Source organism: Pseudoalteromonas piscicida (genome assembly GCF_002744175.1).
Lineage (GTDB): Bacteria > Pseudomonadota > Gammaproteobacteria > Enterobacterales > Alteromonadaceae > Pseudoalteromonas > Pseudoalteromonas piscicida_B.
On the sequence record NZ_NKHF01000025.1, the window covers coordinates 64,523 to 76,916 of the forward strand.

The 12,394-nt window shown below is 44.1% G+C and carries 11 protein-coding genes; 3 read left to right on the plus strand and 8 right to left on the minus strand.

What is annotated here, in order from left to right:
- Positions 1–42 precede the first annotated feature (42 nt).
- Genes CEX98_RS05695 through CEX98_RS05710 form a run of 4 tightly spaced genes read right to left on the minus strand, consistent with a single transcriptional unit; the run spans position 43 to position 2,683 of the window.
- Positions 43–1,521 (minus strand): FAD-binding domain-containing protein, encoded by a 1,479-nt coding sequence (locus CEX98_RS05695; protein ID WP_099641145.1) that lies wholly within the window; start codon positions 1,519–1,521, stop codon positions 43–45.
- Positions 1,514–1,843 carry a hypothetical protein gene (locus CEX98_RS05700; RefSeq protein WP_099641146.1) on the minus strand — a complete coding sequence of 110 codons (330 nt, stop codon included), beginning with the start codon at positions 1,841–1,843 and terminating at the stop codon, positions 1,514–1,516. The genes CEX98_RS05695 and CEX98_RS05700 overlap by 8 nt, the downstream gene beginning before the upstream one ends.
- A complete protein-coding gene (locus CEX98_RS05705) occupies positions 1,836–2,099 on the minus strand; it encodes a DUF3081 family protein (RefSeq protein ID WP_099641147.1) in 264 nt (87 codons plus the stop codon). The genes CEX98_RS05700 and CEX98_RS05705 overlap by 8 nt, the downstream gene beginning before the upstream one ends.
- A gap of 44 nt (positions 2,100–2,143) precedes the next feature.
- Positions 2,144–2,683 (minus strand): isochorismatase family protein, encoded by a 540-nt coding sequence (locus CEX98_RS05710; RefSeq protein ID WP_242441640.1) that lies wholly within the window; start codon positions 2,681–2,683, stop codon positions 2,144–2,146.
- A 103-nt stretch (positions 2,684–2,786) separates the two neighbouring features.
- Between CEX98_RS05710 and CEX98_RS05715 the strand changes: the two genes are divergently transcribed.
- Complete coding sequence (locus CEX98_RS05715; protein WP_197707196.1) at positions 2,787–3,734, plus strand: ribonuclease Z; 948 nt, start codon at positions 2,787–2,789, stop codon at positions 3,732–3,734.
- Positions 3,735–3,736: 2 nt separating this feature from the next.
- Here the strand turns inward: CEX98_RS05715 and CEX98_RS05720 are convergent, their stop codons facing one another.
- A complete protein-coding gene (locus CEX98_RS05720) occupies positions 3,737–5,050 on the minus strand; it encodes a DUF2252 family protein (protein ID WP_099641149.1) in 1,314 nt (437 codons plus the stop codon).
- 3 nt (positions 5,051–5,053) lie between these two features.
- Positions 5,054–5,884, minus strand: a complete 831-nt coding sequence (locus CEX98_RS05725) for a polyphosphate kinase 2 family protein (protein WP_099641150.1) — start codon at positions 5,882–5,884, stop codon at positions 5,054–5,056.
- Positions 5,885–6,287: 403 nt separating this feature from the next.
- Here CEX98_RS05725 and CEX98_RS05730 point away from each other — a divergent pair, with 403 nt between their 5' ends.
- Complete coding sequence (locus tag CEX98_RS05730; RefSeq protein WP_099641151.1) at positions 6,288–9,095, plus strand: hypothetical protein; 2,808 nt, start codon at positions 6,288–6,290, stop codon at positions 9,093–9,095.
- Between the two features lie 24 nt (positions 9,096–9,119).
- On the opposite strand, the gene CEX98_RS05735 is transcribed toward CEX98_RS05730, so the two are convergent.
- Together CEX98_RS05735 and CEX98_RS05740 are read right to left on the minus strand one after the other, a co-directional pair.
- Positions 9,120–10,058 carry a formylglycine-generating enzyme family protein gene (locus CEX98_RS05735; protein ID WP_099641152.1) on the minus strand — a complete coding sequence of 313 codons (939 nt, stop codon included), beginning with the start codon at positions 10,056–10,058 and terminating at the stop codon, positions 9,120–9,122.
- 133 nt (positions 10,059–10,191) lie between these two features.
- Complete coding sequence (locus tag CEX98_RS05740) at positions 10,192–11,133, minus strand: formylglycine-generating enzyme family protein (protein ID WP_099641153.1); 942 nt, start codon at positions 11,131–11,133, stop codon at positions 10,192–10,194.
- Positions 11,134–11,542: 409 nt separating this feature from the next.
- On the opposite strand from CEX98_RS05740, the gene CEX98_RS05745 reads away from it, so the two are divergent.
- Positions 11,543–12,376 (plus strand): trypsin-like serine protease, encoded by an 834-nt coding sequence (locus CEX98_RS05745; protein ID WP_099641154.1) that lies wholly within the window; start codon positions 11,543–11,545, stop codon positions 12,374–12,376.
- Positions 12,377–12,394 lie beyond the last annotated feature (18 nt).

Consider the following 12,394-nt stretch of genomic DNA (forward strand, 5'->3'; position numbering starts at 1 on the left):
TTTTTGGGGTGAAATTAGATAATTTGTGCAAAAACAAATCAACTAAAATAGCTTAAGCTGATGCTTGTCAGTGCTTGCTCGTTTTTTTCTTCGTGAGTTAGAACGCCGTCTAGAAGCATGTGTCACTATCACTCGTCCGGTTTCGTCTTTATCTAGGTGCTGTTTGTAAAACTGCGAAATCTTTTCACGGGCGGCTCTAGCAGCATCATCTGGTAAAATGGATGGTGGGCAGTATACATCTGCTTTCAAGCCGGAATATAGCCATGGGGTATGGATGTACCCCGAAGGTACATGATCAAGTTCAGGTAGGTAACGGCGAATAAAGTGGCCATCTGGATCGTACTTTTGTCCTTGCGTGACCGGGTTATAAATACGAAATGGATTGATCCCGGTTGTGCCAGACTGCATCTGCACTTGTGGATAGTGGATCCCCGGTTCATAATCAATAAATAAATTGGCTAGTCGAGCCGCTGGTTTTTGCCAATCGAGCCATAGATGGTAGCTTGAAAACGCCATTAACATTGCTCGCATACGAAAATTAATCCAACCTGTGGCGATAAGCATCCGCATACAGGCATCGACAAACGGCACGCCAGTTTGCCCAGCAGACCAAAGCGCGAAGCGTTCAGGATTAAATTCGCTAGCACGCATGGCGACCAGCGAGGCATGAACGGCTTGTTCTGCATAGTTGGGCTCGGATTCGAGTTTTTGTACAAAATGGCTGTGCCAATAAAGCCGTGATAAAAACCCACTTTTGTTACGCTTTGATTCAACCGATAAAACCTGTGCTTGCTGCAATACATCTTTAAGGCTCAGTACGCCATATGCCAGATACGGGCTTAACCTTGAGCTGCTGGTCACCGACTTTACCGGGCTTGAAATACCAAAAAGGTAGCTGTTAATTCTGTGGTTAAAAAAGCTATTTAGTGTTTGTTGTGCAGCTTTAATACCGCCGATTTGAGGCTTACTGGCAACATTGTGATCATCACCGGGATAGTCGTTCAAAAGCTCCAACCCATTATGATGGTGGAGTAACGCATTGACTTTAGCCGGCGGAGGAAAACAATCGCTTTGTAGCCAGGCGTCGGCCTGCTCTTGCCATTTATCTCTATTAACTTTGCCTCTAAACACAGCTTGTTGGCGATATTCTTGATAGCCAACGTGTTTAGCTTTGCACCAGGCAATAACGCGTTTATCACGCTCAAATGTCCAAGTATTTCCAGTTTCTTGATGACTATACAAGGTTGAAATGGCCACATGTTGGTGGATTTTTTCGAGTATTGTTACCACATCGCCTTTGCGAACCGTAAGTGTCCCACCTAGCTGTTGTAATTGCTCACTGAGGCTGAGCAAGGACTCTTTGATAAACTTAAACTGTCTTGCGCTAGTATCGGGCAATTGCCAGTATTCAGGTTCAATAACGTAAAGAATGAGAATCGGCTTACCATTTTGGCAAGCTTCATGGAGAGGGCGATGATCCTGAATACGGAAATCTCGTTTTAACCACACTAGGTTAATCATCTAGCACGCCCTTAAATAATAGCGGGTAGCGACGTAATCGTTTACCAATATAGTCGTCGGCGAGGATCTGTTGCACTATCCGCTCTACGTCGTTGTCGACGGCAAAAACCCAGTCAAAGCGTTCGATGGCGAGTAAAAAGCCACGCTTTAAAAAGCTTTGTTGGCGGTAGTTCTCGCAGTTTTGTTTGATGATATTGAGCTTGCTGGGATCAGCTCGGAGCGTTGCTACTACTTTTTCAATATATGCGCGGGTTTGTTTGCTTTCAGGGCGAGGACGCCTGACACGTCGTCCTCGATTGGTGTTTGGATATAAGCTACTCATTTGCCTCTTTAAAAATGTAGTCCAGCTTTTTAAGCAAGTCGTCTTTGTGCTTGTCGTGTTCGTAATCCAAATGATAGGTATTATGGAACCCTGAACGCAGTAAAACGCCGCTACCTTGCAGATAAATGGTATAGCCATCAGGATCGGCAAACGCGGTAACGCCTTCGTAGCGCTTACCTTCTTCCGTTACTTCGCCATGCTTTTGGATGTATTCAAACACCGTTAACAAGAATTTGCTGTCTAACTCATTTTTCATTATTCACCTCGATATTTAGGTTACGCCTTTATGGTGATAACCGATCACTTAACTAGTGCTGAAATTGCTTTAAACTGTTCGTGCTTTGCCGATTTTAACCATTGAAACAAAATCGACTCCAAGGCTAAAAAGCGAGCTCCGTCGGCTTGCATCTGCATGAGAGCCCACTCGGTGTGTTTAGGGTTTCGAGAGCAAATGCCATCGGCAACCACAACTACATCAAAGTTGTCTGCGAGTAAGTCATTAACAGTTTGCTGAACGCAAATATGGCTTTCGAGTCCAACGACAATGATAGTGTCTCGTTGTTGGCTCTGAATGACTTCTTTACAGTCTTCAGCGTGATAAGCACTAAAGGCGGTTTTTTCAATAACGGGAAAACCAAACTCAAGTAAGGTCGGAGCTGTATGACCTAGACCTTTTGGGTACTGCTCAAAGACTATCGTAGGGATGGAGAGGTGCTTAGCCCCTTGCAGCAAAGTACTTACTTGGCTTTCAATATCCGCAAACTCAGCAATATGTGGACGAAACTTCTCTTGAATATCAATCACTAAAATCATGCTGTCTGAAGGTATTAAATTCATCATCTTCTCCTTAGAGATCACGTTGCAAGGCGAGCACGCGCGTTTCACTATTACTTTATTTATCCGTTACAATGACAGACCTAATAAAAAAGTAAATGGTTTTGGCGTGAAAGTACATTTTCTTGGCACCTCTTCAGGTTGCCCCTCTAAACAACGTAATATGTCTGCTGTGGCGGTGAGCTTTGAAAACAGCAAAGCGTGGGTATTGATAGACTGTGCCGAAGCGACTCAACATGCGTTGCTCCACAGTGAGTTAACTTTGTATCACCTCGAGGCCATTTGCATCACCCATCTTCATGGGGATCATTGCTATGGATTACCCGGACTAATTTCATCCATGGCGTTGAACGCGCGCAAAGCACCGCTAAAGTTAATTGCGCCGCGTGCCGTTATTCAGTTTGTACAAAGCTGTTTTACACTCACTGAGGTGAGACTGAGTTTTGACTTAATAACCATCGCCCTTGAAGAAATAAACGAAAAGTTACCGCTTGAATGTTGCGACATCGAAACCATAGCGCTGCAACACAGAGTGCCCAGTGTTGGCTATAAACTCACCGAAAAGTGTATTCCACGTAAATTAAGAATAGCCAAACTGCAGCAAGATGGCATCGCGTCTGGCGGCCACTACAACCTGTTGCAAAAAGGCCAAGATGTGCAATACCAAGGTCAGTGGTTACAGTCAGACGACTACAGTTTTTATAGTTGGCAGCCTAGAGTGGCAATAATTTGTGGTGACAACGAAAAGCCGGCGTTACTATCACAGGCGATCCAAGGTGTGGACTTGCTCGTGCATGAAGCTACCTTCACGGCATCTGATCTGCATCGAGTCGGTTTTCATACCGGCCATAGCGATGCCAAGCGCGTCGCCCAATTTGCACAAACCCATCAGGTGCCTATGCTAGCGCTTACGCATTTTAGCGTGCGTTATCATGGCGAAGGTATGCTGCAGCCACTTGTTGAAGAGGCTGCATTTTATTACAGCGGCAAGCTTATTATTGCCCAAGATGGCCTAGTTGTTGATATTCCCAAACAAAAACAAATAGAAGGTAGCTGAGGTTAACGCAGCCCTTGTTCACAAAACCAGCGCCAGTCTGCAATAACTTGTTCGCTGTAGTGGCTAGCTGTTTTTACTAATTCATCGAGTAAGTTAGGTAGAATAGCGACGGCTTGTTCTTGAAAGTGCAAAGAACGTCGATCGGCGCGCATATGTGAAAGGGCGAGTGCTTCACCACAGGCTTGTGCATATTGGCTAAAGCCAGACTTAGTGGCAGCGCGCTTGCCGATCGTTATGTCTTCAGGGTCAATACCAACTCGGGCATGATGGCGTGAGCGCACTAACCAGTGGCAGCCCTGCCACAGGGCATTATCTAAAATAAGGTCAGTACGACGTTGCATTTTTCTTTGACTATTGACCGTTAAATGAGCGGGATCGAGGCGGTTAATTGGGCTTAGGTTGGTAAAATATGCAAGAGGTGACGCGAGCTGCTGTTGTTTTATCTCAACAATGTGGCACAGCGGCAAAATATCTTTAGTGGGTTTTTGTACGTTTGGACCAACCAATAAATAATATCTGCTTAGATGCAATGAGCCTGTGCCTTGGTCGATACGCTCAACACAATCTAAAATTTCATCATCAACATAGGGCGCAAAGTGATAAATAAGGTTTTCTTTTAAATTGGGATCTAGTTGCTTAAACTTCAGTTTGTCCTCGCGAAAACGTAATGGCTTAATGCTGAGGTCAATTTCTTTCGCTAGGGTACTCTTTATGGTGAATGCCGCACCGCCCGCCATTCTTTGTAGGCCTTTTTGCCAACGCTTATGGAGAATATGGTTATTATCAAATTTAGTTAAACCGGTATTGCTATCTACTTTGTATTCAAGTGATAGCTGGCAAGTCTTTAGGTAGCTATATAAAAAGTCCAGCTGTGCTTGTGCAACCAGCTCTTTGCTCACTAAAGGTTTGCTGCGGTCTTTAATATCTTGAGCTTGCTCTTGAATACGACCACCTTCAAGCTGTGTCAGCGGTAGACTCACTAAATAGCGAAATAAATCCCACACTGCATGCCCAACACAAGCGTCATCGAAGTCATTTGGTTCGAAAATTAAGGTATCACCATGACTGCCTTCTTCACTATGAAAGCCAAAATTTCCGGTGTGACAGTCGCCCATTACATACGTTAGTGGCAGGGTAGTTGCGGCATCAGGTAAGACAATTTGCTGCGCTTGCAAGTCTTTATACATTAGCGCAGCGCTGCCACGGAAAAACCGCAGTGGACTGAGTCGCATTTTGTCGGATTTACTGCAATCACTGTCAACGTGAACACCTTCACGCTCGTTAAAGTAATCTGCAAGATAGTCATGACGATTCATGGATTAGTCCTCCTTTTGAACAATACCCAATTGAGATTTAGCCAGTTTGACGACCGCTTTATCGATAGGTGGCGGGCTAATATCAACCCCGTCACTAAGTGCGTTTACTACGGTTTTAAGTACTTGTACACGGGCATACCATTTGTGCTCGCCAAGAATGACATGCCAAGGGGCTAAATTGGTGTCGGTTTTTGCAAACATATCATCAATAGCCTGCTCGTATTCTTGGCGTTTTTTGCGGTTACGAATATCTTCTTCTGTCAGTTTCCAACGTTTATAGGGATTGTTTAACCGCTCTGTAAAACGCTTTAACTGCTCATCTTCGCTGATATGCAAAAAGACTTTCACAATTCGGACGTTATCGTCTACGAGTAAGCGCTCAAACTCATTGATTTCTTGGTAGGCGCGCAGCCACTCATGCTCACTGGCAAAGCCTTCAACTCGTTCGACCAATACGCGACCATAGTAAGAGCGGTCAAGAATGGTCATCGTGCCAAGCGGCGGCAGCTTAGTTTGGAAACGGTACAGGTAGTGCCGACCTTGCTCTTCAGGGTCGGGCTTGGCGATAGGAAACACCTTAAAGCCCCGCGGATCGAGCTTTTCAGTCATGCGCCTGATAGCACCACCTTTACCAGCAGCATCCCACCCTTCAAATACCAAAATAGCCCGCTTCCCTTGATGAAAATAAGCTTGTTGCACGTGCTGCAATTGAGTTTGCCAATACTTTAACTCACGCTTATAGTGCTTTTTTGAGTCCATGGCGGGGTGCGTGACCGGAGGCTTTACACTTAAGCCCCGATTGAGAGTGTTAAATTCAGATACATAACTGGTCATGATAACTCCTACAATACCCTTTGGTTAATTTGACCCCTGCATTTTTAGCACTCGGATTAGCACCAAATATGATGCCTCACCAACTAACTCATGAGCGTGATATAGAGTAACCTAGCATGCACTCTACAGGGATGGTTTGACAAAAATATGTCAAACACTGTCTGTAATTTAAACCAAAGCAGAAAGTTTGGCTTGTTTTTGGTCAAAAAATGCGAATTTGTTGTAACAGTATTAGCTTATATTTTAAGAACGGTAATATACAAAAGGCGACGAGCAAAGCTTAGCGGCTCATTGAATGAAAGGTGTTATCGGTATAAAATCTCTCCTTGATCTCGTTTCGTGCTCATTGATGAGTTGTAAGACGTCGATGAGTGATATTAGGATAAAGCAAGGAAGAATAGGCATGAAGCCTTTTGACAAGTTACCTATGCTTGTACACGATGTACAGCAAGGCGCTACAGATGATTTACCTTTTCCGTCAGACTCAAAATTAAAAAACGCTCGGCAACCAACCACGTTGGCGATGACCAAAGTGCCCAACATCGTTCTTAAGGCACTTAACCCCCATTACTCTGACTATATTCGTATTGACCCGACAGAAGCTCGTTACTGGCATGGTGGGTTACATCACCACGACGATAGGCAACTATTTGTTATTTCGAATAACCGCGCGCAGCGTCTCAAAACGGTTTCTCAAGCTAATATAAAGCAGGTTTTTGCATTTATTAAAAAGTCAGCGCTAGAGACCAAAATGGAGGAGCAGTTCGGTTCTGGTGGCGGTAACGCTTTCTCAGGTGGAGATATCGGCTCGATTGGCCGTAATGGAAGCCGTCAAAGTAACAATAACACTAGTAACAAAAATACAGCTACTAAGCTAAAAAACACAACACAGCCCATAGATACCATTGCGCCATCCGTTATTATTGGTCAACCTAATCCAGATCAAATCGTAAAGCTAGAGCAAAACCAAACCACTAAAAGACGTTTTGCAAATCATGTATTAGGGCCGGGAGAAACCGCCGCCAGTGTTGTTGAGCAGTACACTGGCACACCAAATGAAAGCCTTATATATGGCTTCAACCATCCCCAGTTTACTATAAAAAATCCTCCTAAAGCGGGTGATGAAGTTAGGGTGAATACCGGCTTTGACGTATTGGTTAAGGGGCAATTTTATAATAGTAATAGTGTGAACATAATCTGGAAAGGGCCAACATCTGGTTCAAAATCAGCCATATTGGAACAAGTTAATGGCGAGTATCTACCAGACAGAGGTTACGATTGGGAGTTGGCGCTACCGCTTGTAGCAGGGGAGTACACAATAACAGCTGAAGCCGGAGGCGCAACGCACTCGGTGAGCTTTTCCGTTGCAGAATCAGAAGACCAACAGGAAATTATTGATTTTATATATATTCCAGAAGATAACAGTTTTATTGCGGTTACTCAGTCACTTGCCGATATTTTAGAGCAAGAAATGGAAGTGCTTAACCCTCCCTTGGAGCAGCTTAAGCAGGCGCTGGCTGGGCAACAAGACCTCTCAAAACAAGATGATCAAGTAATCGACGCAAAAAAGGCGTTAAACGAAACCCTAAAGCCACTTGTTTCAGGCCCCACCGCTAATAAAATTACCGAAGTCATTGGCTTTAAAGGTCGAAAGTATACCTATGTGCGCAGTGATAAAATCGCCAATCATACAAGACGCTACAAAATTGATACGGACATTCGAAACGGCCGTCGTTTTAGCGATGCGAATGGCAACTTAGACCGTAGCAAACTGAACAAAGCGCTTAAAAATGATTTGAGTAAGCTAAAGGTCAATTTTAAGTTTGATAAGAAGCTTGTCGACACGTATACAACCATATGGGGCGAATGGGCTAGGGAGCTTAATAAAGATCTAAAGATAACAAGGTTTGAAAAAAGCGACTATTTTGACGCCAGTGCAGAGGCGCGATTAATGCGCTACACCCATGGTGCAGGCATTGCGGCAAACTTTAGCCCAAAAGATGGTGTCTTTTCATTTCAAGCTGATGGCAAAGTCGATTTTGCAGTTGGTGAAGCAAAAGCTGCAATCAGTGGTTACTTCCCCAATAAAAAGGGGTATGAGTTTAGGTTTATGATGCCGCTTAAAAATACGGCTAAAGAGCGGGAGATAAACTTAGGTGCGATCCGATTAAATGCGACCATTGCCCTTTTTGGCTATGCGGGAGCGAAATTACAGGCAGCGGCAAATATAGGCTGTACAGTAAGGCAAGGTAAAATGATGCTTGAGGGATTAACCCCTGAACAAGTAAAAGCACTCAGCCGCGCCGATCGCAAGTTTGAACCTGTAAAAGGCGAGCTCAGTGCATTTGCTGGGGTATCCGCAGGATGCGAGTTAACCGGTGCTTTGCAGTGGGATAATCCAGAAAAAACCGGTAAGTCTAGCTTTTGTGATTTAGCTAAACTAGGAGGAAAGGCAGAAGGCGCATTTGGCGCCGGTGCACGTGCCGGATGTTATATTGGTTATGAAGACGGAAGGTTTATGCTTCGTGCGAAATTGGGACTTATCTGGGGCGTAGGTGCTGGCGGAGAGTTAGTCTGTGAGATAGGTGTAGATGAAATCGTCACGCTTGCCCAGTTCGTATATCACCAGCTTAAAAATAATGATTATGATTACCTAGCATTTATCCAAGAAGATGCTTTTAAAGTATTATACAAAGCAGTATCTATGCATATAGCAACAGGAAATGAGATTTTTAATTTCATAGGTTATAGTGTTCGTCAAGTCGATACATGGTGGCGAGGAACTGTTTTAATCCATGAACGTGCGAAAGATATGATGGATAATATTCTACAAAAGCCCGAAATGTTAAAATTTACGGTGCCTGAAGCTAAGGGGGCAATGCTAAACTTACTTGCTAATCCAAATTTAGCGAGTTTACTTGATTCTGACGCCTATAGTTGGTCCGGGTTAAATGAGCAGCGTGAAAATGCTATTATTATTATGCTTAAGCATATTCTCTGCACTGAAGAGCTAGATGAAGTATTGCAGCATATGGGGGAAGGCGGTGGAAAATGTAGCCGAGAAGAGGGCTTATCTCAGCTGAATAGTATCTTAGAAGGTGCTCAGCAGCGTGAGTTTGATGCATGGCGGCGCCAACTACCAAGCCGAGCACGTTCCGGTTCGGTTGCCGTCGCAATGCTTAATATTAGTCCATTTGTAGCACTGGCATAACAGCGTAATAGCAACCAAAGTTAGCTACTTTGGTTGCATGTCTAGTGGTGTAGGTTGATTTAGTGCGCATCTAAACCCGATGTCCCTGTAGCTAGTGTCGAGTTCATTTGACTCTTGCCGTGTATAAACATTACTGCCACGTGGCGATTCCATAAAAGTTCCGCCTCGCATGACCTTTTTTGTGCCTTCTTTTGGCCCTTTGGGATCCAGCTCTGGGGAGTGTTGATAGTAATCCTCAGCCCACCAGTCATTGACCCATTCAATCATGTTTCCACTTAAATCATAAAATCCCAATGGGTTAGCGGGGTATGTGCCAGAAGGTTCCGCATAATCAGTATTTAGTTCATAATTCCGGCCTTCTTCTATCCACCCACTATCAGTGGCAAACAAAATATTCTCGCCACGGTTTCGTGCAGCAAATTCCCATTGTGCTTCTGTTGGTAAATCAAAGGGGAGTTGGGTTAGCTCAGCGAGCCATAAGCAATAGTTTTTTGCGCCGTACCAACTCACCCCCGCAGGGAATTCAGGTGCACGCCAAATTTCATTTTTATCCCATTCTTCCCACACGGTTTTTGGCAGGTCGTTTACTGCGGTATATAAATCAAAATCGCCATAGCTTACCTCATAAGCGCCCATCGAATAGCTGGTAAGGGTCACCTTATGAGCGGGTTTATTGTCACGGGCTATGGTCCAAGGCAAGTTATTAGGGCCTCCGCCATCGCCCATCATAAAGCTGCCGCCTTCAACAAATATCATTTGGGCTTTTGTGCGCTCAATAAGAGCTTGCACTTGCTTGTCTTGCTCGCCAGTAAGCGCGTCTATTTGTTGGCCAAGGTCGTCACACCCTGTTATTACCACACACAGTAATGGGGGACTTAGAGCTGTGATATATTTTTTGGCGGGATTACAGCGCCAGTTAATCTTGGCAAAGTGGGAGAGTGAAACTATCCGTTTATTTTCCATGTGGTGACTTTCCGTATGTTACTTATTTATCCTTAGTACTGCTCAAGCATACCAAGCGCACAGGCGAAATCAAAATTGCCACAGCATAAAGTAAGCAGTTTGAATAAACGCTGACTTTTACTATGGCAATGCACTAGTTAACTGATTGAACTGGAAGTGACTTCGCTAGATTTAGCGCGCAGCGAAATCCTTTAGCACGATACGCTTCATCAAGCTCATCTGACTCTTGCCGTGTATATACATTACTACCGCGAGGAGACTCTAAAAATCTTCCTCCTCGCATGACTTTTTTTGTGCCTTCTTTTGGCCCTTTAGGATCCTGTTCTGGGGAGTGTTGATAATAATCTTCAGCCCACCAGTCATTGACCCACTCAATCATATTGCCGCTTAAATCATAAAATCCTAATGGGTTAGCGGGGTATGTGCCAGAAGGCTCCGCATAATCAGTATTTAGTTCATAATTCCGGCCTTCTTCTATCCGCCCGTTATCTGTGGCAAAAAGAATATTCTCGCCACGGTTTCGTGCTGGAAATTCCCATTGTGCTTCTGTTGGTAAATCAATTGGGAGTTGTGTGAGTTTTGCCAGCCATAAACAATAGTTCTTAGCACCATACCAACTCACTCCCGCAGGAAATTCAGGCGCGCGCCAAATTTCATCTTTATCCCATTTTGTCCACATGGTTTTTGGTAGGTCGTTTACTGCGGTATATAAATCAAAATCGCCATAGCTTACCTCATAAGCGCCCATCGAATAGCTGGTAAGGGTCACCTTATGAGCGGGTTTATTGTCACGGGCTATGGTCCAAGGCAAGTTATTAGGGCCTCCGCCATCGCCCATCATAAAGCTGCCGCCTTCAACAAATACCATTTGGGCTTTTGTGCGCTCAATAAGAGCTTGCACTTGCTTGTCTTGCTCGCCAGTAAGCGCGTCTATTTGTCGGCCAAGGTCGTCACACCCAGTCATCACCAAACACAGTAATGCGAGATTTGGAGCTGTGGTATATTGATTGGCGAGAATATTGCGCCGGTTAATGTTGGCAAAGTGGGAGAGTGAATGTATCCGTTTATTTTCCATGTGGTGACTTTCCGTATGTTACTTATTTGTCCTTAGTGCTGCTAAAGCATATCAAGCGCACAGGCGAAATCAAAATTGCCACAGTATAAAGTAAGTAGCTTGAATAAACGCTGACTTTTAGGGTGTTAGATGTGATGATAATTAGTTAGCTCTGTAATTGAGCTAAAATTGATAGGCAGAAGCATCACTAGCTTGTATTAGTGCAATAAGCAACCTTACAAATTTAATTCTGTGACTGGGTTTTGAATTTGCTATCTACTGCTCAATCAGCGATATTAAATGGCATTTAGTTTAGTGTGAAACACTACAGACAAAATTAGCTTTATTTTTACTTAACGCCATGATAATAAACTAATAGTTGGGATGTTAACGTTTGAATGGCAGGAAAACTAGTTCAAGGAAGCTGATAATGCGGTTTTGGTTTTTAATAATATTAGGTATTTCATTTAACTCAAATAGCATTGTTATCCGCCATGACGTCGATGACGCCAAGTACAAGGTGTCGAGCAATGTGTTGCCTCAGTTAGCAACTTTTTATATTGATGGTGGTCATGGTACATTAATTGACTCAAAGTGGGTCTTAACAGTCGCCCATGCAACATTTTGCCTTCAGCCAAATTCGACAATACTCATCAATAATACCCCTACCTTGATTGAGCAAGTATTTGTTCACTCAGGTTATATACCAGGGCAAAGCCACGATATTGCACTTATCAAACTCAAGCAAGCTGTAAGCGATGTTAAGCCTTTCAAGATTAACCGTGAAACAGATGAGCTTGATAAAGTACTATGGTTTATTGGTATAGGAGGGACAGGTAACGGTATAACTGGGCAAACGATTGACAACTTGGCTAACCGAGGCCAAATGCGACGGGCTGAAAATACCGTGATACTAGCCCAAGGCCCGCTTATTAAATTTAGCTTTGACCGCGGTGACAAGGCACTGCCTTTGGAAGGAGTGTCGGGTGGAGGAGATAGCGGTGGTCCAGCCTATCAACACAAAGATGGTCAAGGTATTGTGGTTGGAGTCAGCTCTAGAGTAGCGGGCGGGAGAATTGGTCGCTACGGTGTGACGGAAGTATACAGTCGCGTTTCTTATTTCGCTGATTGGATAGACAATATTATTGCGGGCAAAAATGTATCCAGTTTGGCCACGCCTGCACTAACCCAATTGCCTGCCGGCCTAACTGATGAGATATTGCCACAAGTGTGTGAAGAAATTAACGTAAAAAGCAGCCAGTAAGGCTGCTTTGCAATTTGG

Bases quoted from the DNA above. Each gene is read 5' to 3' on its own strand.
- CEX98_RS05695 (WP_099641145.1), bottom strand. From the start codon at position 1,521: ATGATTAACCTAGTGTGGTTAAAACGAGATTTCCGTATTCAGGATCAT.
- CEX98_RS05700 (WP_099641146.1), bottom strand. From the start codon at position 1,843: ATGAGTAGCTTATATCCAAACACCAATCGAGGACGACGTGTCAGGCGT.
- CEX98_RS05705 (WP_099641147.1), bottom strand. From the start codon at position 2,099: ATGAAAAATGAGTTAGACAGCAAATTCTTGTTAACGGTGTTTGAATAC.
- CEX98_RS05710 (WP_242441640.1), bottom strand. From the start codon at position 2,683: ATGATGAATTTAATACCTTCAGACAGCATGATTTTAGTGATTGATATT.
- CEX98_RS05720 (WP_099641149.1), bottom strand. From the start codon at position 5,050: ATGAATCGTCATGACTATCTTGCAGATTACTTTAACGAGCGTGAAGGT.
- CEX98_RS05725 (WP_099641150.1), bottom strand. From the start codon at position 5,884: ATGACCAGTTATGTATCTGAATTTAACACTCTCAATCGGGGCTTAAGT.
- CEX98_RS05730 (WP_099641151.1), top strand. From the start codon at position 6,288: ATGAAGCCTTTTGACAAGTTACCTATGCTTGTACACGATGTACAGCAA.
- CEX98_RS05735 (WP_099641152.1), bottom strand. From the start codon at position 10,058: ATGGAAAATAAACGGATAGTTTCACTCTCCCACTTTGCCAAGATTAAC.
- CEX98_RS05740 (WP_099641153.1), bottom strand. From the start codon at position 11,133: ATGGAAAATAAACGGATACATTCACTCTCCCACTTTGCCAACATTAAC.
- CEX98_RS05745 (WP_099641154.1), top strand. From the start codon at position 11,543: ATGCGGTTTTGGTTTTTAATAATATTAGGTATTTCATTTAACTCAAAT.